Annotated in this window: 21 protein-coding genes and 1 tRNA gene; 14 read left to right on the plus strand and 8 right to left on the minus strand. The window is 61.9% G+C overall.

Annotated elements, in window-relative coordinates:
- Positions 1 to 5: 5 nt before the first annotated feature.
- Together ACOMDU_RS03215 and ACOMDU_RS03220 are read right to left on the minus strand one after the other, a co-directional pair.
- Positions 6 to 1169 carry a CobW family GTP-binding protein gene (locus ACOMDU_RS03215; protein ID WP_022136094.1) on the minus strand — a complete coding sequence of 388 codons (1164 nt, stop codon included), beginning with the start codon at positions 1167 to 1169 and terminating at the stop codon, positions 6 to 8.
- Between the two features lie 189 nt (positions 1170 to 1358).
- Positions 1359 to 1667: a hypothetical protein gene (locus ACOMDU_RS03220; RefSeq protein ID WP_421129003.1), complete on the minus strand. Its 309-nt coding sequence runs from the start codon at positions 1665 to 1667 to the stop codon at positions 1359 to 1361.
- A 298-nt stretch (positions 1668 to 1965) separates the two neighbouring features.
- On the opposite strand from ACOMDU_RS03220, the gene udp reads away from it, so the two are divergent.
- Together udp and ACOMDU_RS03230 are read left to right on the plus strand one after the other, a co-directional pair.
- On the plus strand, positions 1966 to 2736 hold the full coding sequence (udp, locus tag ACOMDU_RS03225) for a uridine phosphorylase (protein ID WP_421129004.1): 771 nt from the start codon (positions 1966 to 1968) through the stop codon (positions 2734 to 2736).
- Between the two features lie 310 nt (positions 2737 to 3046).
- Positions 3047 to 4477 carry an NCS2 family permease gene (locus tag ACOMDU_RS03230; RefSeq protein WP_421129005.1) on the plus strand — a complete coding sequence of 477 codons (1431 nt, stop codon included), beginning with the start codon at positions 3047 to 3049 and terminating at the stop codon, positions 4475 to 4477.
- Positions 4478 to 4553: 76 nt separating this feature from the next.
- On the opposite strand, the gene ACOMDU_RS03235 is transcribed toward ACOMDU_RS03230, so the two are convergent.
- Complete coding sequence (locus ACOMDU_RS03235) at positions 4554 to 5051, minus strand: gamma carbonic anhydrase family protein (RefSeq protein ID WP_421129006.1); 498 nt, start codon at positions 5049 to 5051, stop codon at positions 4554 to 4556.
- A gap of 207 nt (positions 5052 to 5258) precedes the next feature.
- Here ACOMDU_RS03235 and ACOMDU_RS03240 point away from each other — a divergent pair, with 207 nt between their 5' ends.
- Together ACOMDU_RS03240 and ACOMDU_RS03245 are read left to right on the plus strand one after the other, a co-directional pair.
- A complete protein-coding gene (locus ACOMDU_RS03240; protein ID WP_421129007.1) occupies positions 5259 to 5819 on the plus strand; it encodes a CarD family transcriptional regulator in 561 nt (186 codons plus the stop codon).
- A gap of 106 nt (positions 5820 to 5925) precedes the next feature.
- Positions 5926 to 6423 carry a helix-turn-helix transcriptional regulator gene (locus ACOMDU_RS03245; protein WP_421129008.1) on the plus strand — a complete coding sequence of 166 codons (498 nt, stop codon included), beginning with the start codon at positions 5926 to 5928 and terminating at the stop codon, positions 6421 to 6423.
- A gap of 34 nt (positions 6424 to 6457) precedes the next feature.
- Here ACOMDU_RS03245 and ACOMDU_RS03250 read toward each other — a convergent pair whose 3' ends face one another.
- A complete protein-coding gene (locus ACOMDU_RS03250; RefSeq protein ID WP_421129009.1) occupies positions 6458 to 7648 on the minus strand; it encodes a type III PLP-dependent enzyme domain-containing protein in 1191 nt (396 codons plus the stop codon).
- A 112-nt stretch (positions 7649 to 7760) separates the two neighbouring features.
- Between ACOMDU_RS03250 and ACOMDU_RS03255 the strand changes: the two genes are divergently transcribed.
- Positions 7761 to 7845: transfer RNA gene (locus tag ACOMDU_RS03255), tRNA-Leu, on the plus strand.
- 64 nt (positions 7846 to 7909) lie between these two features.
- Positions 7910 to 8755: a pyridoxamine kinase gene (locus tag ACOMDU_RS03260; protein ID WP_421129010.1), complete on the plus strand. Its 846-nt coding sequence runs from the start codon at positions 7910 to 7912 to the stop codon at positions 8753 to 8755.
- A gap of 44 nt (positions 8756 to 8799) precedes the next feature.
- On the opposite strand, the gene ftsH is transcribed toward ACOMDU_RS03260, so the two are convergent.
- Positions 8800 to 10956 (minus strand): ATP-dependent zinc metalloprotease FtsH, encoded by a 2157-nt coding sequence (ftsH, locus tag ACOMDU_RS03265; RefSeq protein ID WP_421129011.1) that lies wholly within the window; start codon positions 10954 to 10956, stop codon positions 8800 to 8802.
- 181 nt (positions 10957 to 11137) lie between these two features.
- On the opposite strand from ftsH, the gene rlmB reads away from it, so the two are divergent.
- The 6 genes from rlmB to ACOMDU_RS03295 all read left to right on the plus strand — a co-directional run bounded on the left by rlmB (position 11138) and on the right by ACOMDU_RS03295 (position 18278).
- Positions 11138 to 11920 carry a 23S rRNA (guanosine(2251)-2'-O)-methyltransferase RlmB gene (rlmB, locus tag ACOMDU_RS03270; protein WP_421129013.1) on the plus strand — a complete coding sequence of 261 codons (783 nt, stop codon included), beginning with the start codon at positions 11138 to 11140 and terminating at the stop codon, positions 11918 to 11920.
- Positions 11921 to 11962: 42 nt separating this feature from the next.
- Positions 11963 to 14071, plus strand: a complete 2109-nt coding sequence (locus ACOMDU_RS03275) for a hypothetical protein (RefSeq protein WP_421129014.1) — start codon at positions 11963 to 11965, stop codon at positions 14069 to 14071.
- 143 nt (positions 14072 to 14214) lie between these two features.
- Positions 14215 to 14835: a hypothetical protein gene (locus ACOMDU_RS03280; protein WP_421129015.1), complete on the plus strand. Its 621-nt coding sequence runs from the start codon at positions 14215 to 14217 to the stop codon at positions 14833 to 14835.
- Positions 14836 to 15009: 174 nt separating this feature from the next.
- Positions 15010 to 17061, plus strand: coding sequence for an elongation factor G (locus ACOMDU_RS03285; RefSeq protein WP_022135041.1), 2052 nt, complete (start codon positions 15010 to 15012; stop codon positions 17059 to 17061).
- 191 nt (positions 17062 to 17252) lie between these two features.
- Complete coding sequence (locus tag ACOMDU_RS03290; protein ID WP_421129016.1) at positions 17253 to 17639, plus strand: Fur family transcriptional regulator; 387 nt, start codon at positions 17253 to 17255, stop codon at positions 17637 to 17639.
- Positions 17640 to 17708: 69 nt separating this feature from the next.
- The gene (locus tag ACOMDU_RS03295; protein ID WP_421129017.1) at positions 17709 to 18278 is read left to right on the plus strand and encodes an NADH peroxidase; all 570 of its coding nucleotides are present in this window, start codon (positions 17709 to 17711) and stop codon (positions 18276 to 18278) included.
- A 183-nt stretch (positions 18279 to 18461) separates the two neighbouring features.
- Here the strand turns inward: ACOMDU_RS03295 and ACOMDU_RS03300 are convergent, their stop codons facing one another.
- Positions 18462 to 19346 (minus strand): LysR family transcriptional regulator, encoded by an 885-nt coding sequence (locus ACOMDU_RS03300; RefSeq protein WP_421129018.1) that lies wholly within the window; start codon positions 19344 to 19346, stop codon positions 18462 to 18464.
- A 144-nt stretch (positions 19347 to 19490) separates the two neighbouring features.
- Between ACOMDU_RS03300 and ACOMDU_RS03305 the strand changes: the two genes are divergently transcribed.
- Positions 19491 to 19745 (plus strand): hypothetical protein, encoded by a 255-nt coding sequence (locus ACOMDU_RS03305; RefSeq protein ID WP_022135037.1) that lies wholly within the window; start codon positions 19491 to 19493, stop codon positions 19743 to 19745.
- Between the two features lie 81 nt (positions 19746 to 19826).
- Here the strand turns inward: ACOMDU_RS03305 and thrH are convergent, their stop codons facing one another.
- Positions 19827 to 20426 carry a bifunctional phosphoserine phosphatase/homoserine phosphotransferase ThrH gene (thrH, locus tag ACOMDU_RS03310; RefSeq protein WP_421129019.1) on the minus strand — a complete coding sequence of 200 codons (600 nt, stop codon included), beginning with the start codon at positions 20424 to 20426 and terminating at the stop codon, positions 19827 to 19829.
- A gap of 19 nt (positions 20427 to 20445) precedes the next feature.
- A complete protein-coding gene (thrC, locus tag ACOMDU_RS03315) occupies positions 20446 to 21897 on the minus strand; it encodes a threonine synthase (RefSeq protein WP_421129020.1) in 1452 nt (483 codons plus the stop codon).
- A 172-nt stretch (positions 21898 to 22069) separates the two neighbouring features.
- On the opposite strand from thrC, the gene ACOMDU_RS03320 reads away from it, so the two are divergent.
- Positions 22070 to 23392, plus strand: a complete 1323-nt coding sequence (locus ACOMDU_RS03320) for an aspartate kinase (protein WP_022135034.1) — start codon at positions 22070 to 22072, stop codon at positions 23390 to 23392.
- Positions 23393 to 23491 lie beyond the last annotated feature (99 nt).

Raw genomic sequence — 23491 nt, forward strand, 5'->3', positions numbered from 1 at the left:
GCTCCTTACAGTCCGAACAGCTGAGAGAGCTTATCCTCTTTCAGTTGGGAGCCGATCACACAGATACGGCCGGTGTAGTCCGCCGGACCGCGCCGCACCTGGTGCTCCTCGGGCACAAAGTCATAGTGCAGCCACTGGCCGCCGTCGGCGGCAGCCACGATACCCTTGGCCCGCAGGATCGCGCCGTATTCGCCGCTGTCCAGCGCCGTCAGGATGTGCTCCAGCTCCGCTTCGGAGTAGGCCTTCACCGTCTCCGTGCCCCAGCTGGTGAATACCTCGTCGGCGTGATGATGGTGATGGTGGCAGCCGCAGTGGGGATCATCGCATTCCTCGCCGTCGTGGTGATGGTGGTGATGATCGTGGTCATGCTCGTCCTCATCGTGGTGATGATGGCAGCAGTGCTCATGGTCGTGGTCGTCGTCATCGTCATCATCGTGGTCATGGTGATGGCAGCAATGGTCATGATCGTGCTCATCCTCGTCATGGTGGTGATGGTGATGCTCATGCTCGTGCTCCGCCTCATCCGCCTCGTGCTCGGCGCGCATATGCGCCAGCAGCTCGTCCGCCAGAGAGACCTTCTCGATGGCGCTGAGAATGGTCATGCCATCCAGCTGGTCCCAGGGTGTGGTGAGAATGGCGGCATTGGGGTTCTTCTCCCGCAGCAGCGCCACGGCGGCCTCCAGCTTCTCCTGGCTCAGCCGTTGGGTGCGGGAGAGGATGATGGTACCGGCGGACTCGATCTGGTTGTTGTAGAACTCGCCGAAGTTCTTCATGTATATCTTGACCTTTGTGGCGTCCGCTACGGTCACAAAGCTGTTCAGCTTCATGTCCGGTACGTCCTTCACGGTGTTCTCCACCGCCACGATCACGTCGCTGAGCTTGCCCACGCCGCTGGGCTCGATGAGGATGCGGTCAGGGTGGAACTGCTCATGTACGTCCTTCAGCGCCTTGTTGAAGTCGCCCACCAGAGAGCAGCAGATGCACCCGGAGGACATTTCACTGATCTGCACGCCGGAGTCCTTCAGGAACCCACCGTCAATGCTGATCTCACCGAACTCGTTTTCGATCAGTACCAGCTTCTCGCCGGGGAAGGCCTCGGCCAGCAGCTTCTTGATAAGGGTCGTCTTACCTGCGCCCAAGAATCCGGAAACGATGTCGATCTTTGTCATAGAAAAAACCTTCTTTTCTCTGCCGCCCACTGCGGCGTAAATTTTGTTCCGTGCCCCGCGTTCGCCGTTCAGAGGACGAAAAAAGGGGGCGGGGACGTTTTTCACCTATATAATATCCCATTTTTTGAAAAATGCAAGTCCTGCCGTTAAAAACCGCGCGGCGGGCACACGATGCCCGCCGCGCTTTTGTCATTCGCCGATCCGGTTTAGGATCAGCTGACTGAGCGACGCTGCCAGTGCCCGGTCGTACCGCCGCGTCTCCGCGGTGCCGTCCATCTGTCCGTCCTCATCCGCCCGGCCGCTTTCGCTGTGGCCGCCGTTCAGGTCATCTTTGGCGCTGCCGGTGTCCGTGCCGTTGGTGTCCGGCTGCGTGGTGATGCTGCCGTTGGGTGTGGTGTCCGGCGCGGTGCCGTTTGCCTTGTCGTCTGCCGCGCCGCAGGCCGCCAGCGTCACCGCCAGCATCACTGCCGCCGCCAGTGCAGCGAGTCGATCTGTCATATCTTTTTCCTCCTTTTCCCATATGCGTCGGCCGATCCGCGCAAAAACACGCGCACATGCGCGGAGAACAGCCGCCGCCAAACGTAGGTTTTGCCGCGGGCGGTTTTATAGCCCCGACACTTTTTGCCTTTTGCATCATTTGTACAGGAAAGCCGTATCTTTTGTGGCGGAAGTATTGCATTTTCCGAAAAACCATGATATGATTTTTTCTACCTCAGCGATGGGTAAATGTTTGATTATGAACCGTGTTATTTGCTTAGGACATAACGACTTGAACATAGATGGAGGACGATGTATCATGCAGGAACTGGAAAAGCAGTATCATATCCACTGCGCCGAGGGCGACGTGGGCCGCTATGTTATTCTTCCCGGTGACCCCGGCCGCTGTGCCAAGATCGCCGAGCTGTTCGACGATGCGCACTTTGTTTCTCAGAACCGTGAGTACACCATCTATACCGGTACACTGCTGGGGGAGAAGGTCTCTGTCTGCTCCACCGGTATCGGCGGGCCCTCCGCCTCCATCGCCATGGAGGAGCTGCACAACATCGGCGCTGACACGTTTATCCGCGTAGGGACCTGCGGCGGAATCGAGCTGGATGTCCGCAGCGGCGACGTGGTGGTCGCCACCGGCGCGATCCGCTTTGAGCATACCAGCCGGGAATATGCCCCCATCGAGTACCCCGCGGTGGCGAACTTCGAGGTCACCACCGCACTGGTCCAGGCGGCCAAGGCGCTGGGTAAGCGCACCCAGGTAGGCGTCGTTCAGTGCAAGGACGCGTTCTATGGCCAGCACAGCCCCGAGCGTATGCCGGTATCCTATGAGCTGCTCAACAAATGGGAGGCCTGGAAGCGCCTGCACGTCAAGGCCAGTGAAATGGAGTCCGCCGCCCTCTTTGTGGTGGCCGATGCCCTGAACTGCCGCTGCGGCAGCTGCTTCCATGTGGTCTGGAACCAGGAGCGTGAAAAGGCCGGCTTGGACCAGGATATGAGCGAGGACACTACCTCCGCCGTTCAGGTGGGCGTGGAGGCGCTGAAGCTGCTCATTCAGGCCGATCGCGCGGCCCAATAAGCTTCCCTGAAAAAAGCGCCCCTGTCATGCGCCCCCGGATGCGGACGGAAGGCTGACCTGTCCCGGTCGGCACCCCATGCTGCTATCTCATCAGCATCGTGTCAGTTATACCCCGGCTGACGCAGCCCCCTGAGAACAGAAGGAGGCACCCCCACCTCCTTGCCCTCGGCCACGCCGGGGGCGCTTTTTTTGACTGACATCTGAAAAAAATTCAGCAGGCCTGACAAAAAGTCTTGTTTTTCCTGTTAAAAAGCGTTAAGATGATACTTGCGCCGGAGGGCGCGCAGCATTTTGTAAAGGAGAGAATCACATGGAGCGTATCTTTCATCTGAAAGAGAACGGCACCTCCGTCAAGACGGAGATCCTGGCCGGTCTCACCACGTTCATGACGATGGCCTACATCATCGCCCTGAACCCCAACCTGCTGACCAACTTTGCCGTGGGCACTCCGCTGTGGAACGGTGTCTTTCTGGCCACCTGCATCGCCAGCGCCATCGGCACCGTGGTCATGGCCTTCCTCGCCAACAAGCCCTTTGTCATGGCGCCGGGTATGGGACTTAACAGCTTCTTCGCCGTCATCGCCGGCAATGTGGCCGCCATGCTGAACACCGACTACACCAGCGCCTTCCAGGCGGTGCTGTGCATCATTCTGGTGGAGGGTATCGTTTTCCTGCTGCTGAGCGTATTCAATATCCGCGACAAGATCGTTCACGCCATTCCTCTGGGCGTCCGTCTGGGTATCGGTCCCGCCATCGGCCTTATGCTGATGAACATCGGCCTGGGCTCCAACGTGGGCATCTATGCCGAGGGCAATGGCTATACCTCCCCCTTCTATGTCATGCGTGACTTCTTCGGCGCCATGACCCCCAGCGTGATCAAGGACCACATGGGTGCCGAGTACAGCCAGATGGTCCTGACTGTTATCACCATGTTCATCGGTCTGTTTGTCATCATCCTGCTGGCCAAGAAGGGCGTCAAGGCCGCTGTGCTGGTGGGTATGCTGGTAGCCTCCGTGATCTACTGGGCCGGTTGCTTTATCTTCCTGGGTACCAACCCCTTTGCCTCGCTGGAGGGCGCGTCCTTCCTGCCGCCTTTCCACGACATGGTGGAGACCACGCTGTTCAAATTTGACTTCACCGACTTCTTTAATATCGGCTGGTTCACAGCGATCAGCCTGATCATCACCTTCTGCATGATCGATATGTTCGACACCATCGGCACCCTGGTGGGTACGGCCTCCCGCGCCGGCATGACCGACAAGGACGGCAATATGCCCAACATGAAGGAGGCCCTGCTGTCCGATGCCGTGGGCACCGTGGCCGGCGCCTGCTGCGGCACCTCCACCGTTACCACCTTCGTGGAGTCCGCCTCCGGCGTGGAGGCCGGCGGCCGCACCGGCCTGACCAGCCTGACCGCCGCGTTCATGTTCCTGGCCTGTATGTTCATCGCGCCCGTGGCGGCCGTCATTCCCGCTGCCGCTACCTCCTCCGCCCTGATCTACGTGGGCATCCTGATGCTCCAGGGCCTGAAGAACGTGGATTTCGACGATCTGGACCAGGTGGTCCCCGTGTTCCTGATGCTGCTGGCCATGCCCATCTCCGGCTCCATCGGCCACGGAATCGGTATTGCCATGATTTCCTACACCGTGATCAAGGTGTTCTCCGGCCGTGCCAAGGATGTGTCTGTCCTGACCTACATTATTTCCCTGCTGTTTATCATCAAGTTCTTTGCCGTCGTCTAAACGGTCAGCGGCCCCCGGCTGTGCCGGGGGCCGCTTTTCATCCATGCGCACCGGCTCTTGGTCGGAGCGCATATTTTTATTGTTCCTGCTCGGCCTTGTATGCCATGGCCTCCTTCTGGTAGTCCAGCGCCGCCTGCCGCAGCTCGGCAATGGCTGCTTCGTCCAGCTGGCCTTTGATCTTGGCGGGGGAGCCGAAGGCCAAAGACCCGTCCGGTATCTCCACGTTCTGCGGTACCAGCGCCCCCGCGCCGATCAGGCAGTTGCTGCCGACCTTCGCGCCGTTCAGCACGATGGCGCCCATGCCGATGAGGGTGTTGTCACCCACGGTGCACCCATGGAGAATGGCCCCGTGGCCCACCGTTACGTTTTCGCCCACCGTCACCGGATGGTCGTAGTCCACGTGCACCACACAGTTATCCTGGATATTCGTGCCCGCACCGATGGTGATCGGCGCCCGGTCGCCCCGCAGCACCGCGCCGAAGAACACGCTGCTGTTGGCGCCCAGGGTCACGCTGCCCCGGACGGTGGCGTTGTCCGCCACAAAGGCGGAGGGATGGATGACAGGTTTTTTCATGGCTGCACCTCGCAAAAGTTTTCCTGCATTGTATCACAACTTTCCGGGAAAATCGACAGTCACGGTAAAATTTGTGCTTACATTTTTCGTCAGAATATGTTATACTGATGTCAGGTAATGGTGAGCAAAAGGGGAACGCATGGTCGTGTGCCATGTGCCTTTTTGTGTATATATGTGTATGTATGTTGCGGATAAGGAGCGTGTGTGATGTTTGCAGCGGGTGATCTGGTGGTATACGGCGGCGAGGGCGTCTGCCGGGTGGAGTCCATAGGGCCATCCGGTCTGGCCTATGACGGCGGCGACAAGGTCTACTATCATCTCTCTCCCCTGTACCGCGGCGGCACCGTTATGACTCCTGTGGACACCACTGTCCTCATGCGCCCCATCATCAGCCGAGACTGTGCGCTGGAGCTGATCGCTGCGCTGCCGGCCCTGCCGGAGCAGAAGCCCGCCGAGCGCGGTATGCGTGCTGCCAAGGATTTCTACCACCAGCTGGTGCTCCGCTGTGACTGCGCCGAGCTGGCCGCCATGATCCACGGTATCTGCCGCAAGCGGGCGTGGGCCCTGCGCCATGGTAAGAAGGTCAGCCAGATGGATGAGCGCTATCTCAAGCGGGCTGAGGACCAGCTCTACGGCGAGCTGGCCGCGGCACTGGATATGCCCCGGGATCAGATGATCCCCTATATCCGCCAGACCTGGGCCAAGTGGCCCGAGCAGCTGCCCAAGCAGGGGCAGGAGGAGCCGGCGGAGGCTGCTGAAGTGGAATAAGCGGACAGGGACGGCGGGAGCCGTCCCTGTTTTAACAGCAACTCATATCAAACATTTGGGGCGGAAAGGGTGTATTCTGTTCACAGCGAGAGAAGGGAGCAAGCCTATGTACGAATGGCAGCAGATGATCCAGACCGTCGTCAATGAGATGGACGACGCCATTATGCGCCGGGACGATCAGGCGTTGACACTGCGGGCGCTGGCGGCACGTCTGCACTATTCTGAGTACCACGCCACCCATAAATTCCGCGAGATCGCGGGTATGTCCCTGCGTACCTACCTGCACCAGCGGCGCCTGGCCTTTGCCCTGAAGGAAGTGCGCGATACCGACCGGCCTTTGCTGGACATCGCGCTGGACTACGGCTTTTCCGGGCAGGAGGCCTTTACCCGCGCCTTCAAGGCGCTCTACGGCGTTACCCCCGGTGTTTACCGCCGCCGGCCCCGCCCCGTAGTGCTCCGCACCCGCATCCATCCCTTCGATCGCTATATCTTTGGATTGGGAGAGATCGGTATGGTCAAAAGTGAACAGGGCGTCAAGACGTATTTCTATTTTGTGCCGGGGCAGTACTTCAAGTATATCCGGCCCATCAGACGGGAGAAATAAGAAAACAGGGCAGCCCAACGGGCTGCCCTGTTTTTCAGATCAAGAATTCCGCAGGGACGTCGTGGGAGGAAAACAGCAGCGGCGACAGTGTTCTGGCGTAGGCCCCGGTGTTCCCCACGGCCACAAGATCTCCCACCGCCAGCGCCGGACCGGTGAAGTTCTTAGCCAGCACGTCCGCGGCGCAGCAGAGGTTTCCTACGATGTCTACGGTCTCGGTGATGCCGGTATCCTCCGCAGGCAGGGCGGTGATGGGGAAGGAGGTCTCGCCGGTAAACAGAGGTTCCTGAGGCGCAAGGGGGCCTTCTCCGGCGGCGTTACGCAGCATGGCGGCAAGAGAGGGCTTCTGGAAGCCGTTGAGACAGTTTTCTACGATGACATAGGTGGTGCCGTGGGACGTCTTTTTGTCTACCACAGGCAGATAGTACGTTCCCGCCTGTGCTGTCAGAAACCGCCCGGACTCCACCAGCAGCCGTGCGCGGAGGGTACGGGCGTTTTCCTCTGCTACGGCCTGTGCACATTGCTTCAAGGTGCTCATGTTCAGCGGCGGTTGGCACGCCGGGTCGTAAACGATGCCTACTCCGCCGCCGAAGTTGATATACTCGATGGCACAGTCCAGAATATCGCGGACGCGGAGGGCCAGCGCGAAGCAATTTTTGTAGTAGCGGGCGAGAGTGTCCGCGGAGAGGTTCTGGGAGCGCAGGTGAATATGGAGGCCGCAGACGGCTACCGGCAGCGTTTGCAGCAGGATTTTCAGTGCCGGGAGATCGGACTCGTCGATGCCGAACTTGGACGTTCCGCCCGTACTGCCGTCCATACTGAAAGCGGGGTTCACGCGCAGGCCGATGGTCTTTGTCTCGCCGCGGGCAGCGGCCATAGCGGCGATTCGCCGCACCTCGCCGATAGAATCGGCGATCAGATGGCAGTTATCCCACGCGGCGGCCAGTGCACGATCACTTTTTCCGGCGGCGGAGAAGTAGATATCCTCCTGCGCGATCCCGCATTCCGCGGCCAGGCAGACCTCACCCGCACTGGCCGCATCCGCGCCGATGCCAAGCGCCGCAAGGTGCCGTATTACCGGTGGGAAGGGGTTGGCCTTCACGGAGAACAGAATATCAAAGCCGGGGAAGGTCCTGTGGAGAGTCTCTGCCTGTGCGGTAAGGATCTCGCGGGAGTAAATGTAGCAGGGCGCGTGCTGACGCGCCAAGGCGAGGGCATTTTCGCTCATGGGGCACCATCCTTTCGTGTACTGTTGATGACAGTATAGCATAGGGTGGAGGGGAAAGGCAAAACATTCCTTGCACGCCGACGTGAAGTGTGCTACAATACGGCGTGGATATGCGGGCGTGGTGGAATTGGTAGACTCGATGGATTTAGGTTCCATTGCCAACAGGCGTGCGGGTTCGAGTCCCGCCGCCCGCACCAAAAAGGGAAAGACACATATTCATGTGCCTCTCCCTTTTTGGTATGATGAACAGGAGGCGGCTCTATGAAACGAATAGCGTCCATACAGGACATTTCCTGTCTGGGGCGGTGCTCGCTGACGGTGGCGCTGCCGGTGATCTCCGCCATGGGGGTGGAGTGCGCCATCGTGCCCACGGCGGTGCTCAGCGCCCACACGGCATTCCCGGGCTTTGTCAGCCGGGATCTCAGCGACCAGCTGCCGGCCATCGCCGATCACTGGCGGTCCCAGCAGGTGCATTTTGACGCGCTCTATACCGGTTACATCGCCTCCGCGCCCCAGGTGCAGCAGGTGATGGATTTTTTCGACGCGGTGAAGAGCCCGGATACGCTGCTGATCGTGGACCCGGCCATGGCGGACCACGGGAAGCTGTACAGCGGGTTTGACGGCGCTTTCCCGGCGGCGATGGCCCGCCTGACGGCTCGGGCGGACGTGGCGCTGCCCAATATCACGGAGGCCTGTCTGCTGACCGGTACACTTTACCGGGAGGAGGTGGACGAGGGCTTTGCCCGTGAGCTGCTGCGGGGGGTGGCCGCGCTGGGGGCGAAGAAGGTGATCCTCACCGGGGTGTCCTTTGCGCCGGATAAGCTGGGCGCTATGGGCTATGACAGCGGCGCGGAGACATATTTTACCTGTCTCGGCCCGCGGAACCCGGCCTCCTTCCACGGCACGGGGGATATTTTTGCCGCCGTTGTCACCGGCGGGCTCATGCGGGGCATGACGCTGGAGCAGGCGGCTTCGCTGGCGGTGGAATTTGTGCTGGCCTGTATCGACGCCACGGCGCGGGACCCGCAGGCCGGGTGGTACGGCGTGGAGTTTGAAAAGGCGCTGCCGCTGCTGTGCGAACGGGTGCGGGACCTGCCGGAAAACTGAAAAAGAAAACAGCCCTGCGGCGCTGCCGCAGGGCTGCTGTGCATTTATTCGGGGTCGCCGTCCGCGTGCTCCGCCGGTTTGTCTTCGGCGGGGGTGCCTTCCGGGTCCTTATCCTCCGGCTTCTCATCGTAGTTCGGCATGGGGATGGGCTCGGACACGATGTTGATGTGTCTGGCGGGGGCCTCGATGGTCTCCGGTACGCTGGGCCGGAAGGCGGGCTGGCTGCTCTTGCTGGCGCCGTAGTTGTCCACGGTCTCCGGGTCACGGCCCTCGATGATGGCCATCATCTCCTGGCCGGTGATCGTCTCCTTCTTCAGCAGATAGGCGGCGATCTTATCCAGCAGCTCCCGGTTTTCCCGAAGGATCTGCTTGGCCTCCTCGTGGCACTGGCGCAGGATCTTGATGGTCTCGCGGTCGGCTGCGGCGTAGGTCTCCTGGGCGCAGGTCATGGAGTAGCCGCCGTCCAGATACTGGCTCTGGACGCTGCCCAGGGCCATCATGTCGAACTCGTCGCACATACCGAAGCGTGCCACCAGGTTCCGGGCCATCTCCGTGGCGCGCTCGATGTCGTTGGCGGCGCCGGAGGTCATGGTGTTGCACACCACCTCCTCACTGGAGCGTCCGGCCAGCAGGGTACGGATCTCGGTCAGAATGTCCTCGCGGGACATGAGGAACTTTTCCTCCTCCGGCAGGTGCAGGGTGTAGCCCAGCGCACCCTGGGTGTGGGGGACGATGGTGATCTTGCTGACGGGCTGGGCATTCTTCTGCTTGGCCGCCACCAGCGCGTGGCCCACCTCGTGGTAAGCGATAATGCGCTTTTCCGCCTCGGTGATGACGGTGCCCTTTTTCTCGCTGCCGGCGATGACCAGCTCAAAGGACACCAGCAGATCGTCCTGATTTACGGCCCGGCGGCCCTTGCGCACGGCACGCAGGGCGGCCTCGTTCACCAGATTGGCCAGGTCGGCGCCCACGCAGCCGGCGGTGGCCTGGGCGATCTTTTCCAGGTTCACGTCCTCGGCCAGGCGGATATTGCGGGTGTGTACCTGCAAGGTGGCCAGACGGCCGGCCAGGTTGGGCCGGTCCACGGTGATGCGCCGGTCGAAGCGGCCGGGGCGCAGCAGCGCCTTGTCCAGTACCTCGGGGCGGTTGGTGGCGCCCAGCACGATGACGCCCTTGCTGGGGTCAAAGCCGTCCAGCTCGGCCAGCAGCTGGTTCAGCGTCTGCTCGCGCTCATCGTTGCCGCCAAAGCGGCTGCCATCGCGGGATTTGCCGATGGTGTCGATCTCATCGATGAAGATAATGCAGGGAGCGACCTTGGCGGCCTCCTTGAACAGGTCGCGGACGCGGCTGGCGCCCACGCCAACGAACATCTCCACGAAGTCGGAACCAGAGATGGAGAAGAAGGGGACGCCGGCCTCGCCGGCCACAGCCTTGGCCAGCAGGGTCTTGCCGGTGCCGGGGGAACCCACCAGCAGCGCGCCCTTAGGCAGCTTGGCACCGATGGCGGTGTATTTGCCGGGATTGTGAAGGAAGTCGATGATCTCCTCCAGCGACTCCTTGGCCTCGTCCTGACCGGCCACATCCTTGAAAGTGACGCCGGTGGACTTCTCCATGTAGACCTTGGCATTGGCCTTGCCCACACTGCCGATGCCGCCGAAGCCGCCGCCTCCGGATTTGCTCATCAGACGCATGACCAGCATGAACGCGCCCACGATGAAGATGGTGGGCAGAATATACTGGATCATGATCATCAGGAAGGGGCTCATCTCGGCCTCATAGAAGCCGGTATAGGCCACATTGTGCTCCTCCAGCAGGGGGAGCAGGTCGGCGTTGGAGAGGTACACGGTGTACAGCGTCAGGCCGGAGTCCTTGGACTGGGTGTAGGTTTTTGTCTCCGTCTTGCTGCCGGAAGTGACCTCCTCGGTGAAGACGTAGCCGTCCACGGGGGTGACGTAGATGGTGCTGTCCTTGAACAGGATCTCCTTCACCTGATCCTTTTCGATCATGGAGATCATGTCGCTGTATTTGATCTCGTGACTGGTGCTCTTATTGGCGGCGTTGTTGTTGTAGGCGTTGAAATACTGGAACGCCACCGTCAGCACCAGTGCCCACGCGATCAGCGTGAGAACGCCGCGGAAACCGCCGTTTTTGCCGTTCTTGCCGCCGCGGTTGTTATTGTTGCTGCTGTTGTTATTGGCCATATATTTATCCTCCGTTTGACTTGTGAGGGGAATATAATTTCTAATCAGTATACCACACCTGCCCGAAAGTCTCAAGGCAAAGGCAGAGGGTTTTCCTGTAAAATTTCTATGAATGTGCCTTTATATTGACGAAAGGATGTGGTATACTGGTGACAATTATATGGATCGCGAGGTATGCCCCATGAGAGAGATAAAGGACACCGAGAACAGACGGCCGCTGCCCGACGCCGAGGCGGACGGCATCATCGAGGGCCGCAACGCGGTCATCGAGGCCCTGCGGACGGAGACGGCCATCGATAAAATTTACATCGCCAAGGGCGAGACGGATAAGACGCTGGGGCACATCGCCTCCAAGGCCCGCGCCGCGGGTATCGTGGTGGTGGACGCCGACCGGCGGAAGCTGGACGCCATGAGCCGCACCCATGCCCACCAGGGGGTCATCGCTCTGGCGGCCGTGCGGGAGTACGCCACGGTGGAGCAGATCCTGCAGTCCGCCGCCGACAAGGGCGAGGCGCCGCTGCTGGTGGTGTGCGACGAGATATCCGACCCCCACAACCTGGGCGCGATCCTGCGTACCGCCGAGTGCGCCGGGGCCCATGGGGTCGTCATTCCCAAGCGGCGCAGCGCGGGGCTGACGGCCATCGTGGCAAAGACCTCCGCCGGCGCGGTGAGCTATATCCCGGTGGCGCGGGTGCCCAACATCCCGGCGCTGCTGAAGGACCTGAAAAAGCAGGGCGTGTGGGTGTTCGGCACGGCGGCGGACGGGAATACCACGCTGTACAATGCCGATCTGAAGGGGCCGGCGGCCATTGTCATCGGCTCCGAGGGGACGGGCATGACCCGCCTGGCGGCGGAGAATTGCGATTTTCTGGTGAGCATCCCCATGAAAGGAAAGATATCCTCACTGAACGCCAGCGCGGCGGCGGCCATACTGCTGTACGAGGCTGTGCGGCAGCGGGGATAACGGAAAGCGACGCAGAACAGGAAGAAAACAGGAAAGAACAGCATGAGAAGGCGACGGGACGAGGAGCTATACGGCGCGTTCGACGAGCAGGAGGACGAGCTTTCACTGGAGGCCATTCTTGCCGAGTACGGCAAGGGTGGGCGTCAGCCTGTCCCGACGGAGGAAGCGGCGATACCGAAGACGCCGACAGAGGAAAGGGCTCCCGTGCCGGTATCGGAGGCAGTACCGCCATCTGAGACGGAGGCTCCGTCGGAGCCCGCTGCCCCGGAGAAAAACGAGCCGGAATACGAGGCCCCCGCGCCGGATCGGGTGGCGTTGAAGGATATCATGTCCCAGACGGTGGACGCGGTGCTGGAGGACGAGGATGACGGCGTCATCGCCCAGCCGGTGCCCCTGCGGGAACGCTTTGCGGCACTGCTGGAGAGGCTTCGCCGTCCGGCAGCGGAGCAGAAGCGCCGTCCGGCTTTTCAGGACACCGAGCAGCTGTTCGACGAGCCGGAGGAGGAACCGGAGCCGGAGGAACCACCGGAGCCGGAGCCCCTGCCGGAGGACGTGCTGCGGGATGCCAAGCGCCGGTGCAGCCGGCTGCGCGGCGGACTGATATGGGGGATGCTCCCGGCACTGGCACTGGTGGCCGCGGCGGTGCTGCAGGAGCTGGAAAAGCTGCCGTCGGCATGGCTGGACGAGTCGCTGCTGCGGTGCGCCGCCCTGGGGGCGGGGCTGTTGCTGACGGCGCTGGCCTGTATGCCGGTGTGGAAGCAGGCCGTGTCGCTGCTGCGTGAGGGAAGGGCGGGCTGTGAACTGTGTGCCGCTGTCGCCGTGCTGACGCAGCTGATCTGCTGTGTGTGCGGCATGGTCACGGGCAGTACCCGGGCCACACCCTATGCCGCCGCCGGCGCGCTGCTGATCCTGGCCTGCCAGTGGGGGCTGTACCTGGAGGCGTCGGCACTGCGGAACGCCTATCACCTGCTGGTGCTCAACGGCACCGTGCCCTATGTGGCGTCGGTGACGGCGGCGGGCGTATGCAGGCAGCAGGGGACGGCAGAGGGCTTTTACCGTCTGTGCAGCAAGCCCGATCCGGCGCGGAGATGGCAGAATTACGCCCTGCCGCTGGTGCTGGCCACGGCGGCGGTGCTGTCCGGCGTGGTGTGCTTTTCCGGCGGGAATATGAGCGATTTCCCCTGGGTGCTGACGGCGCTGACCACCGCCGGCGCGGGGCTGGGGATCCCCCTCAGCGGGGCCCTGCCCATGTACTATCTGTCCCGGCGGCTGAGCCGCAGCGGTTGCGCCGCCGCAGGCTATGCCGGGGCGAAGGCGGTCAGCCGGCCGCGGCGGCTGGTGCTGACGGACGATGATCTGTTCCCGGCGGGAACGGTGACACTGAACGGCTATAAGGTCTTCGGCGAGGAGCGCAGCCGCGCGGTGTCCTACGCCGCGTCGGTAGCCAGGGCGGCGGACAGCAGCCTGACGCCGCTGCTGGAGCGCCAGCTCACCGCCGAGGGCGGCTTCCGCCTGCCGGTGGAGTGGGTGAACTACTGCGAGGAGGGCGGCGTGGAGGCCAATATCCGGGGCGAAACGGTGCTCATGGGCAGTGCGTACTTTATGAAAAAGCGCAAGGTGGCCCTGCCCCGGGATATGAAGCTGTCTACCGGCGTGTTTCTGGCGGTAGACGGGGCGCTGACAGCGGTGTTTGCCGTGAAATATCAGCCCTCCCGCAACGCGGAATGGGCCCTGCGGACGCTGAAGCGGTTTCACATCGTGCCGGTGCTGGCCGTGCGAAGCGGCAACGTGACACCGGGGCTGATCAAGCGGAAATTCGGCGTGGATGCCAAGCCGGTGTATCCGGACGTGTCCACGCGGCTGGCGCTGGCCCAGCTGGCGGAGCAGCAGGGCGAGCAGCCCTGCGTGGCCATCTGCCGGGAGGGGCTCATGCCGCTGGTGGAGTCTGTGGCCGGGAGCCGCCGGGCGGTGAAGGCTGTACGGACCGCCACCCTCCTTAGCTACATCGGCGCGGCGGCAGGCGTGGCGCTGGCCTACTATCTCACCTCTGTGGGAAATTTCGCCCTGCTGACGCCCATTGCCATGGTGCTGTATCAGGTGCTGTGGCTGCTGCCGACGCTATTGCTGGCGGGGCTGGTGAAGCACTATTGATCCCGGGGGAATTTTGTGCCCTGCCTGCGCCAGCCCTTCTCGACGTATACCCGATACGCCGTCGCCGGTCTGTCATCGGCAGGACGGAAGATCTCTCCGATGTGGGGAGATAGTTCGCTAATGGCAGAAAGGGAAGCGCACATATGGAAAAGTACAGGACAACACTGCCGGCGGGGTATCGGGAAGTCGATGTCATCGATATAAAGAACGACAAAAGAGTGAGGGTGTGGGGAGATATCCTCTCCGTACTGCTGATGGCGGCCACGGTAGGTGTCGGCTGTCTTGTCGTGCCGTTGTCGGAGCTGATACGCTTTGATCATACGGATTTGGCAGCGCTGCTGTCCGTGCTCCTGCGGCTGCTCGCCGCGGGCCTGGGTGGGGTCGCCGTGATCGTGCTGACCTGTCTGCTGGCCGCGGCCGCCATGCGTTGGTGCGGGGCGGAAAAGACGAATTTCGGCATTACCAAAGGGTTGGTCTGTACGGTGGGCTGTGACGGATATTTCAGCCGTGGGGCATATGCGCGGTACACCCTGACCGCGCCGGCGATACTTTTTGCGGTGATCCTGTTGGCGGCGCTGGCGCTGCCGCGAAGCTGGTTCTGGGTGGCGTGGTTCTGGCAGATGAACAATATAAGCCTGATGGGAATGACCCTGTATATGCACCGAAGGCTGCGCCGCCTGCCGGAGGATATATGGATACAGGACGGCGGGACGGTCGTAACGGTATATGCGCCGCGGGACATTGGCGAGATGAACAGAGAATGACACCGTTGGTTGTACAAAGTGACGAAAAGTGCGGGATACTCCCGCACTTTTCCCACAAATATCTAAATTAGAGGTTGTCAGGCTTGAAGAAATACTATATAATCGGTACGTTGAGCTACTGTCCGCGGCTGTGGGCGGCGGACTTCAAGAAAATGAAGGGAGAACATCATCACTATGACTGCTAACGACATTCGCAATATCGCCCTGCTGGGTCACGGAGGCTCCGGCAAGACCTCTCTGGCTGAGCAGATGCTGTTTATGACCAAGGGTACTGACCGTCTGGGCAAGACCGCCGACGGCAACACCACCTGCGACTATGATGCCGAGGAGATCAAGCGCCAGATATCCATCTCCCTGGCCTTTGCCCCCGTGCAGTATAAGGGCAAGAAGATCAACGTCATGGACGCCCCCGGCAACTTCGATTTCTCCGGCGAGGCCGTGTGCGCCATCCGCGCCGCCGAGTGCGCCGTCATCGTGGGCAATGCCAAGGACGGCCTGTCCGTGGGTATGGAGCGTACCTGGAAGATGCTGGGCAAGAAGCCCCGGATGATGTTCATCAACCGCGTGGAGGAGGCCAACTCCGACTACGCGTCCTGCATTGAGGCCATCAAGGCCAAGTACGGCACCGCCATCGCCCCCATCGTGGCCACCAAGGCCGACGCCAACAAGGCTGTCACCGTCATCGTGGACCTGCTGCACAACAAGGCTTACGACGCCAAGGGCGAGTGCGCCATCCCCGGCGACATGGCCGACGAGGTGGAGGCCCTGCGCGCTGAGCTGATGGAGGCCGCCGCCGGCGCCGACGAGGAGCTGATGGAGAAGTTCTTCGAGACCATGGAGCTGTCCGCCGAGGATATGGCCAAGGGCCTGAAGATCGGTGTGCGCGACGGCAGCGTGTGCCCCGTGCTGTGCGGCTCCGCCGTTACCGGTATGGGCGTGGATATGCTGATGCAGACCATCGTGGATCTGGTGCCCGTGGCCACCGATATGCCCGCCGAGGCCGCCGAGGACGATGACGGCAACGCCATCGAGGTCGCCTATGACCCCAACGGCCCCACCGCTGCCTTCGTGTTCAAGACCATCTCCGACCAGTACGGCAAGTTCTCCATGATCAAGGTCATCCGCGGCAAGGTCACCAGCGATATGTCCCTGTATAACATGACCACCGGCAACACCGAGAAGCTGGGCCGCCTGTACACCATGAAGGGCAAGAAGGCCGAGGAGACCAAGGAGATCTGCTGCGGCGACATCGGCGCCATCGGCAAGATGGACAAGGTCAAGACCGGCGACACCCTGTGCGAGCCCAAGACCTATGTGAAGTTCGCGCCGCTGGCCTTTGCCCCCGCCTGCTACGAGCGCGCCATCTCCCCCAAGACCAAGCAGGAGATCGAGAAGCTGGGCACCGGCCTGAACAAGCTGAACGAGGAGGATCCCACCTTCTCCGTCACCAACAACGCCGAGACCCATCAGACCGTGATCTCCGGCGCCGGCGACATCCAGATCGACGTGCTGTGCAGTAAGCTGAAGAGCCGCTTCGGCGTGGACGCGGAGCTGGATACTCCCCGCGTGGCCTATCGCGAGAAGATCCGCAGCACCGTCCGCAAGCAGGGCCGCTATAAGAAGCAGACCGGCGGCAGCGGTCAGTTCGGCGATGTCCATATCATTTTCGAGCCCCAGACTGAGCAGGAGGATATGATCTTCGAGGAGAACGTGTTTGGCGGCTCCGTGCCCAAGAACTACTTCCCCGCCGTGGAAAAGGGCCTGCGCGAGAGCTGCCTGCACGGCGTGCTGGCCGGCTATCCCGTGGTGTTCCTGAAGGCCACCCTGGTGGATGGTTCCTACCACCCCGTTGACTCCTCCGAAATCGCGTTCAAGCTGGCTGCCAACCTGGCCTTCAAGGCCGCGCTGCCCGAGGCCAAGCCCGTGCTGATGGAGCCCATTGGTGAGCTGAAGGTCACCATCCCCGACAGCTATCTGGGCGATGTGATGGGCGATCTGAATAAGCGCCGCGGCCGTGTGATGGGCATGAACCCCACCGGTGACGGCGAGCAGGTGCTGGAGGCTGAGGTCCCCATGGCCGAGATGATGAGCTACGCCATCGATCTGCGATCCATGACCCAGTCCCGCGGTACGTTCACCTTCAACTTCGTCCGCTACGAGGATTGCCCCGCCGCGGCGCAGGAGAAGGCTATTGCCGAGGCTAAGGCGCTGGCCGAGGCCGAGTAAATTGAAATGAGGAGCCCGGTACGCTGTGCGTACCGGGCTCCTTTGCATATTTTCCGCACCGATAGGGGAGGCTAACAGGCACTGGAAAATTTTTTTAAAAAAATGCAAAAAACCTCTTTACAAATCCAAACGGGTGTGCTACTATACTAATGAAAACGATAATTGTTAGCAACAAGAAAGGAGCGCCGCAGATGGATAACACACGGTACAGCCCCAAGCGGGACGCCATACTGCAATGCCTGCGCTCCACCACCTGCCACCCATCGGCGGAGTGGGTGTACAGCCAGCTGAAGCCCCGCATACCCGACCTCTCTCTGGCCACCGTCTACCGCAATCTGGCGCGGTTCCGGGCGGAGGGCGCGGTGCAGGTCATCGGCTGTGTGGACGGCGAGGATCGCTACGACGGTGACACCGCCCCCCACGGGCACTTCGTCTGCCGCACCTGCGGCGCGGTCATCGACCTGCCGCCCATCCCGGTGGAGCTGCCGGATATGACAGCTGTGGGCGAGGCGGACAGCTGCGGCGTCGTGTTCTACGGCCGCTGCAACGGCTGCCTGGCCGAGAAGAAAACCAGTTGACAAATGCCGCTGCGGCGGCGTCAAAATAACAAACACAACGACATGAATACATTTATGGAGGTAACGATTATGAAGAAGTGGGTCTGTCCTGTTTGCGGTTATGTTCACGAGGGTGATGTTCCCCCCGCCGAGTGCCCGGTCTGCCACGTCAGCGGCGACAAGTTCCTGCTGCAGTCTGAGGAGAAGTCCTGGGCCGCCGAGCACATCGTGGGCGTAGGCAAGGTCTTTGGCGACGATGTCCCCGAGGATGTCCGCAAGGAGATCATCGACGGTCTGCGCGCCAACTTCGAGGGCGAGTGCTCCGAGGTCGGTATGTATCTGGCCATGGCCCGTGTGGCCCACCGCGAGGGCTATCCCGAGATCGGCCTGTACTGGGAGAAGGCCGGCCTGGAGGAGGCCGAGCACGCCGCCAAGTTCGCCGAGCTGCTGGGCGAGGTCATCACTGACAGCACCAAGAAAAACCTGGAGATGCGCGTGGATGCCGAGAACGGCGCGACCGCCGGCAAGTTCGAGCTGGCGAAGCTGGCCAAGAAGTACAACCTGGACGCCATCCACGACACCGTCCACGAGATGGCCCGCGACGAAGCCCGCCACGGCAAGGCCTTCGAGGGTCTGCTGAACCGCTACTTCGGCAAGTAAGCAAGTTTGATAAGATAGAAAAGCAGGGAGCGTTTCGCTCCCTGCTTTTGCTGCTCCGGCCTCGTGTCAGCCGGCCATGATCTCGAATTTCAGCACGCCCTCTGCTACGGCGGGGACGGGGGAGTTTTACGCCGCCTGCGGGCGGGGACACCTCATCCGCTCCCAGGGGGAAGGCGTGGGAGGTCAGTTCTCGCCGTTTTCGGCCACCCAGCGGCGGACGTAGTCCACGAAGCGGCGGGTGGAGGCGGACTGGGCCTTTTCATCCTTGACGGCGATGCCGATGTTGCGGTAGAAGCGCTCGGGGGCGTGGCAGGCGGCCACGGGATAGGGGCTGCGGCGGACCATCAGCTCCGGCAGGAGGCTGATGCCCAGGCCCTTGGACACCATGGCCAGGATGGTGCGGTCCTCGCGGGCGGTGTATTTCACGTTGGGGTGGACGCCCATGGCGTCCAGGGCGGCGGTAAGCTCATAGTCGCGGCCCTCCTCCAGACGGATGAAGGGCTCGGCGGACAGGGCCGACAGGGGAAAAGCCGCCGCGTCCGCCAACGGGTGGCCGCAGGGGACGACCACCAACAGCTCATCCCGGTACAGGGGGTGGGCGCAGAGGGATTTTGCTGAGGGCAGGCGCAGGAAGCCGCAGTCTACCTTGCCCTGGAGGATCCACTCCTCGGTCTGGCCGTAGAAATCGGCATCCACCACCTCGAACTCGATGTTGGGGTAGACGTCGCCGAAGCTTTTGAGGATGGAGGGGAGCCACTGGGCGGAGACGCTGGAGAAGGTGGCCACCTTGACCAGACCGGCGTCCAGGCCCTTCAGGTCCGCCGCGGACTGCATGAGGGCATGGTGGGCGGCGCAGAGGGCCTCGACCCGGGGCAGCAGCGCGCGGCCGTCAGCCGTCAGCACCACGCCGCCGCGGTTGCGGCTGAGCAGCGTGATTCCCAGCTCGTCCTCCAGCGCCTGGACGGCGTGGCTGACGCCGGACTGGGTGAAGTTCAGCTCCTCCGCCGCCCGGGAGAAGCTGCCGCACTCCACGGTCTTGAGGAACATCTGGTATTTGGATACGCTCATGGCGGGACCTCCTGTACAGTCGCTGTCGCTATTATATCATACTTTTTCTCATACTTGCAAATACAATTATGCGTTTTACAACTGAAAACTTTTGTGGTAGTATAAGGACAATGAAACAAAACAACAATATGGAGGTAATAAGTTATGGCTATCGTATCCAAGACCACCCGCTGCGCCGTCTGCGGCAGCACCGATGTTACGTTTTCCGAGGCGACCAAGCACTATCACTGCGCGTCCTGCGGCGCCGATGAGGCCCACGCCATGAACGCCGCCGATGTGGCGGCCATCAACAGCATCGCCGCACTGGGCGACACCGAAGGCAAGCTGGACGAGCTGCGCCGCCGCTATCCCAACCTGGACATCACCAGCTGGACCCGCGAGAACCGCGTCCAGATGTGATCTTACCCCCTCCTTTCACAAAGCAAAAACCGGCGCCGGGGGGCGCCGGTTTTTGCTTTGTCTTTCACCGCAGCACTGCTGTTACAGGGCGGCGCGGATGGCGGCCAGCAGGTCGCCGTAGTCCTCGAAGGCGGGCAGGTCGGGGTAGTCCTGCTTGATCTTGTCGGGACCGCGGAAGAGAAAGCCGGCCTTGCTGTGGAGGATCATCTCCAAATCGTTATAGCTGTCGCCGCTGGCGATGGTGTCGTAGCCGATAGACTGAAGGGCCTTGACGGTGGTGAGCTTGGAGTGTTCACAGCGCATGAGGTGGCGGGTGATGTAGCCCTCGCCGTCCACCTCGAGGGTGTTGCACAGCAGGGTGGGATAGCCCAGCTTGGCCATGAGGGGCATGGCGAACTGGTCGAAGGTGTCGCTGAGGATGACCACCTGAGTGTCCTTACGCAGCGCGTCCAGGAAGTCCTTGGCGCCGGGCAGGGGGGCGATGCGGGAGATGGTCTCCTGAATGGCGCTGAGCTTCAGGCCGCGCTGCCGCAGCAGATCGATGCGCCAGCGCATGAGTTTGTCATAATCCGGCTCATCGCGAGTGGTGCGGCGCAGCTCGGGAATGCCGCTTTCCTCGGCAAAGGCGATCCAGATCTCGGGGACGAGGACACCCTCCATGTCCAAACAAACGATATTCATAGGGAACGGTTCCTTTCTTTTATTTCAGCACGTCGGACAGCACATAGTCCAGCATGGCGTCCTTGTCGATGACGTCGGTATGGAGGACGGGGCGGCCCTCCAGGCCGCGGAGATTTTTGGGGATGTCCATGCCGGTGAGGGCGTGGAGCTGCTCCATCATGGCGAACTCATCGTCACCGGATGCCTCGCCCAGGGCGTGCAGCACGGCGGCGGGGAACTTGTAGGGCGAGGCGGTGGACAGGACCACCATGGGGACGCCCTCGCGGGTATGCTTCTCCGCTACGGCCCAGGCCACGGCGGTGTGGGGGTCGCAGAGGTACTTGTGCTCACGCCACACCCGACCGATGACCTCCGCCGCGCCGGCATCGTCGCAGCAGCCGCAGCCGAAGACGGCGCGGAGCCTCTCCAGCATCCAGCCGCTGACCTGATACCAGCCCTGGGTGTTCAGCTCACGCATCAGGCGCTCCACGCAGCTGGCATCCTGGCTGACCAGATAGAGCAGACGCTCGAGATTGCTGGACACCAGGATATCCATGGAGGGGGAGGTGGTCTTGTAGAAGGGGCGGCGCTTGTCGTAGCGGCCGGTGGTCAGGAACTCGGTGAGTACGTCGTTGGCGTTGCTGGCGCAGATCAGGCGGCCCACAGGCAGGCCCATCTGCCTGGCAAAATAGCCGGCCAGAATGTCGCCGAAGTTGCCGGTGGGGACGGTGTAGTCCACCACGTCGCCCAGCCGGATGCGGCCGGACTTCACCAGATCGCCGTAGGCGCGGAAGTAATAGACCACCTGGGGGGCCAGACGGCCGATATTAATGGAGTTGGCGGAGGAGAGCATGGCGCCGTGGAGGTCCTTGTCCTTGCAGGCGGCGAAGATCTCCTTCACGCCGGTCTGGGCGTCGTCGAAGTTGCCGCGGACGGCGCAGACGCGGACGTTGGCGCCCTCCTGGGTGGCCATCTGGGCCTGCTGAACGGCGGAGACGCCGCCATAGGGGTAGAACACAGTGATGCGGGTGCCGGGCACATCGTGGAAGCCCTCCATGGCCGCCTTGCCGGTGTCGCCGGAGGTGGCCGTCAGGATGACCACGTCGCCCTTCATGCCCTCAGCCTTGGCCGCCGCCACGATGAGGCGGGGCAGGACGCTGAGGGCCACATCCTTGAAGGCGGAGGTGGGGCCATGGTACAGCTCCAGCACGTATTTATCCGCCACGGGGGTCAAGGGCGTCAGGTCGGACGTGGGGAACTTGCCGGCGTAGCTGTCGCGGACCAGCCGGTCCATGTCCTGAAAGTCCGGCAGCAGGGCGTGGAGGATATCCGCCGCCATGGAGAGGGTGTCCTTTTCCAGGGCGGCGCGCCAGTCGAAGCGCAGGGCCGCCGGGTCGCAGATGTACAGGCCGCCGTCCGGGGCGATGCCCTGGAGCACCGCGTGGGTGGAGGAAGCGGTGAGCTGCTCGTTTCTTGTGCTGTGGTAGATCATGGTAAAAAGCCTCCGAAAAAACTTTTGAAATTGGGTCTTGCATTTCTGATATGGCTATGATACACTGTCCCCATCAAAAAAGCAAGTGTTTTTCCCTCATGGACATAAAATATTTTTTTGTCGCGCATGAAAAACCCTGCACACAATAACCAAAGCGAAAGAGGCAAGGACTATGTTGAAAGTGTTGAAATTCGGCGGGTCGTCCATGGCGGATGCCCACCAGCTGGAAAAAGTACGCTCCATCGTGGAGGCAGACCCCGCCCGCCGGGTGGTGGTGGTCAGCGCCGCCGGAAAACGGTTCAAGGACGACCACAAGATCACGGACCTGCTGTATCTGTGCCACGCCCACCTGCAGTACGGCGTCAGCTGCGACGGTATATTCGATATGGTACGCAGCCGGTATCTGGAGATTCGGGACGAGCTGGGCCTGTCCACGCCGCTGGAGGCGGAATTCGACGCCCTGCGCGCCAAGATGGACAAGGGCATCTCCGCCGATGAGCTGGTGAGCCGGGGCGAGTATTTCGCTGCCCGGATCATGGCCGACTGCCTGGGCTTTGACTTTCTGGACAGCAGCCTGTGGCTGCACTTCCGCATGGACGGCACGGTGGACCAGGAGGCCAGCTATCAGGCTCTGGTCCATGCGGCCAGCGGGCGGAAGGTAGTCATTCCCGGCTTCTACGGCGTGCTGCCGGACGGCAGCATCCACACCTTCAGCCGGGGCGGCAGCGACATCACCGGTGCGCTGGCGGCGGCGGCGCTGGACGCCGACGTGTATGAGAACTGGACGGACGTGTCCGGCTTCCTGATGGCCGACCCCAAGATCGTAACCGACCCGCGGCCCATCGAGCGCATTACCTACGCCGAGCTGCGTGAGCTGAGCTACATCGGCGCGCAGGTGCTGCATGAAGGCACCGTCTCCCCGGTGCGGGAGAAGAACATCCCCCTGAACATCCGCAACACCAACCAGCCGGAGCACCCGGGCACCATGATACGGGAGGCCTTCGACGACACGGCGGCGGAGCTGCAGGAGAGCAGCATGATCACCGGCATCGCCGGAAAGAAGGGCTTTTCCGTCATCACCATGACCAAGAACGGAATGTCCTCGGAGCTGGGCGTTATCCGCCGGGTGCTGGAGATATTGGAGCGCTATCACATCAACGTGGAGTACATCCCCTCCGGTATCGACTCGGTATCGCTGGTGGTGGAGGCGGCCAAGGCCGCGCCGTATCTGTATCAGGCACTGGGCGACATGGAGAAGGAGATCAAGCCCGACAGCCTGCACGTTACCGACGGTATGGCCGTGGTGGCGGCCGTGGGCCGGAAGATGGCCTTCCAGCCCGGTTCCTCCGGCAAGATCTTCGCCAAGCTGGGCGAAAACGGCATCAATATCCGCATGATCACCCAGGGGCCCGAAGAGCTGAACATCATCGTGGGCGTGGACAGCGCCGACTTTGAGAAGGCTATCCGGGTGCTGTACAACAGTTTTGTAAAATAAAGTGCGTCTCCTGCGCCCATACTTCGCCGCAGCGGCTTGCCGTACACAAGGTGCGCCTGCGCCATGCGCCGCATCTGAACGCAGGATACGTCACTTATT

Origin of the sequence: Vescimonas sanitatis, assembly GCF_049060325.1 — a bacterium.
Taxonomy (GTDB): domain Bacteria; phylum Bacillota; class Clostridia; order Oscillospirales; family Oscillospiraceae; genus Vescimonas; species Vescimonas sanitatis.

Bases quoted from the DNA above. Each gene is read 5' to 3' on its own strand.
- ACOMDU_RS03215 (WP_022136094.1), bottom strand. From the start codon at position 1,169: ATGACAAAGATCGACATCGTTTCCGGATTCTTGGGCGCAGGTAAGACG.
- ACOMDU_RS03220 (WP_421129003.1), bottom strand. From the start codon at position 1,667: ATGACAGATCGACTCGCTGCACTGGCGGCGGCAGTGATGCTGGCGGTG.
- udp (WP_421129004.1), top strand. From the start codon at position 1,966: ATGCAGGAACTGGAAAAGCAGTATCATATCCACTGCGCCGAGGGCGAC.
- ACOMDU_RS03230 (WP_421129005.1), top strand. From the start codon at position 3,047: ATGGAGCGTATCTTTCATCTGAAAGAGAACGGCACCTCCGTCAAGACG.
- ACOMDU_RS03235 (WP_421129006.1), bottom strand. From the start codon at position 5,051: ATGAAAAAACCTGTCATCCATCCCTCCGCCTTTGTGGCGGACAACGCC.
- ACOMDU_RS03240 (WP_421129007.1), top strand. From the start codon at position 5,259: ATGTTTGCAGCGGGTGATCTGGTGGTATACGGCGGCGAGGGCGTCTGC.
- ACOMDU_RS03245 (WP_421129008.1), top strand. From the start codon at position 5,926: ATGTACGAATGGCAGCAGATGATCCAGACCGTCGTCAATGAGATGGAC.
- ACOMDU_RS03250 (WP_421129009.1), bottom strand. From the start codon at position 7,648: ATGAGCGAAAATGCCCTCGCCTTGGCGCGTCAGCACGCGCCCTGCTAC.
- ACOMDU_RS03260 (WP_421129010.1), top strand. From the start codon at position 7,910: ATGAAACGAATAGCGTCCATACAGGACATTTCCTGTCTGGGGCGGTGC.
- ftsH (WP_421129011.1), bottom strand. From the start codon at position 10,956: ATGGCCAATAACAACAGCAGCAACAATAACAACCGCGGCGGCAAGAAC.
- rlmB (WP_421129013.1), top strand. From the start codon at position 11,138: ATGAGAGAGATAAAGGACACCGAGAACAGACGGCCGCTGCCCGACGCC.
- ACOMDU_RS03275 (WP_421129014.1), top strand. From the start codon at position 11,963: ATGAGAAGGCGACGGGACGAGGAGCTATACGGCGCGTTCGACGAGCAG.
- ACOMDU_RS03280 (WP_421129015.1), top strand. From the start codon at position 14,215: ATGGAAAAGTACAGGACAACACTGCCGGCGGGGTATCGGGAAGTCGAT.
- ACOMDU_RS03285 (WP_022135041.1), top strand. From the start codon at position 15,010: ATGACTGCTAACGACATTCGCAATATCGCCCTGCTGGGTCACGGAGGC.
- ACOMDU_RS03290 (WP_421129016.1), top strand. From the start codon at position 17,253: ATGGATAACACACGGTACAGCCCCAAGCGGGACGCCATACTGCAATGC.
- ACOMDU_RS03295 (WP_421129017.1), top strand. From the start codon at position 17,709: ATGAAGAAGTGGGTCTGTCCTGTTTGCGGTTATGTTCACGAGGGTGAT.
- ACOMDU_RS03300 (WP_421129018.1), bottom strand. From the start codon at position 19,346: ATGAGCGTATCCAAATACCAGATGTTCCTCAAGACCGTGGAGTGCGGC.
- ACOMDU_RS03305 (WP_022135037.1), top strand. From the start codon at position 19,491: ATGGCTATCGTATCCAAGACCACCCGCTGCGCCGTCTGCGGCAGCACC.
- thrH (WP_421129019.1), bottom strand. From the start codon at position 20,426: ATGAATATCGTTTGTTTGGACATGGAGGGTGTCCTCGTCCCCGAGATC.
- thrC (WP_421129020.1), bottom strand. From the start codon at position 21,897: ATGATCTACCACAGCACAAGAAACGAGCAGCTCACCGCTTCCTCCACC.
- ACOMDU_RS03320 (WP_022135034.1), top strand. From the start codon at position 22,070: ATGTTGAAAGTGTTGAAATTCGGCGGGTCGTCCATGGCGGATGCCCAC.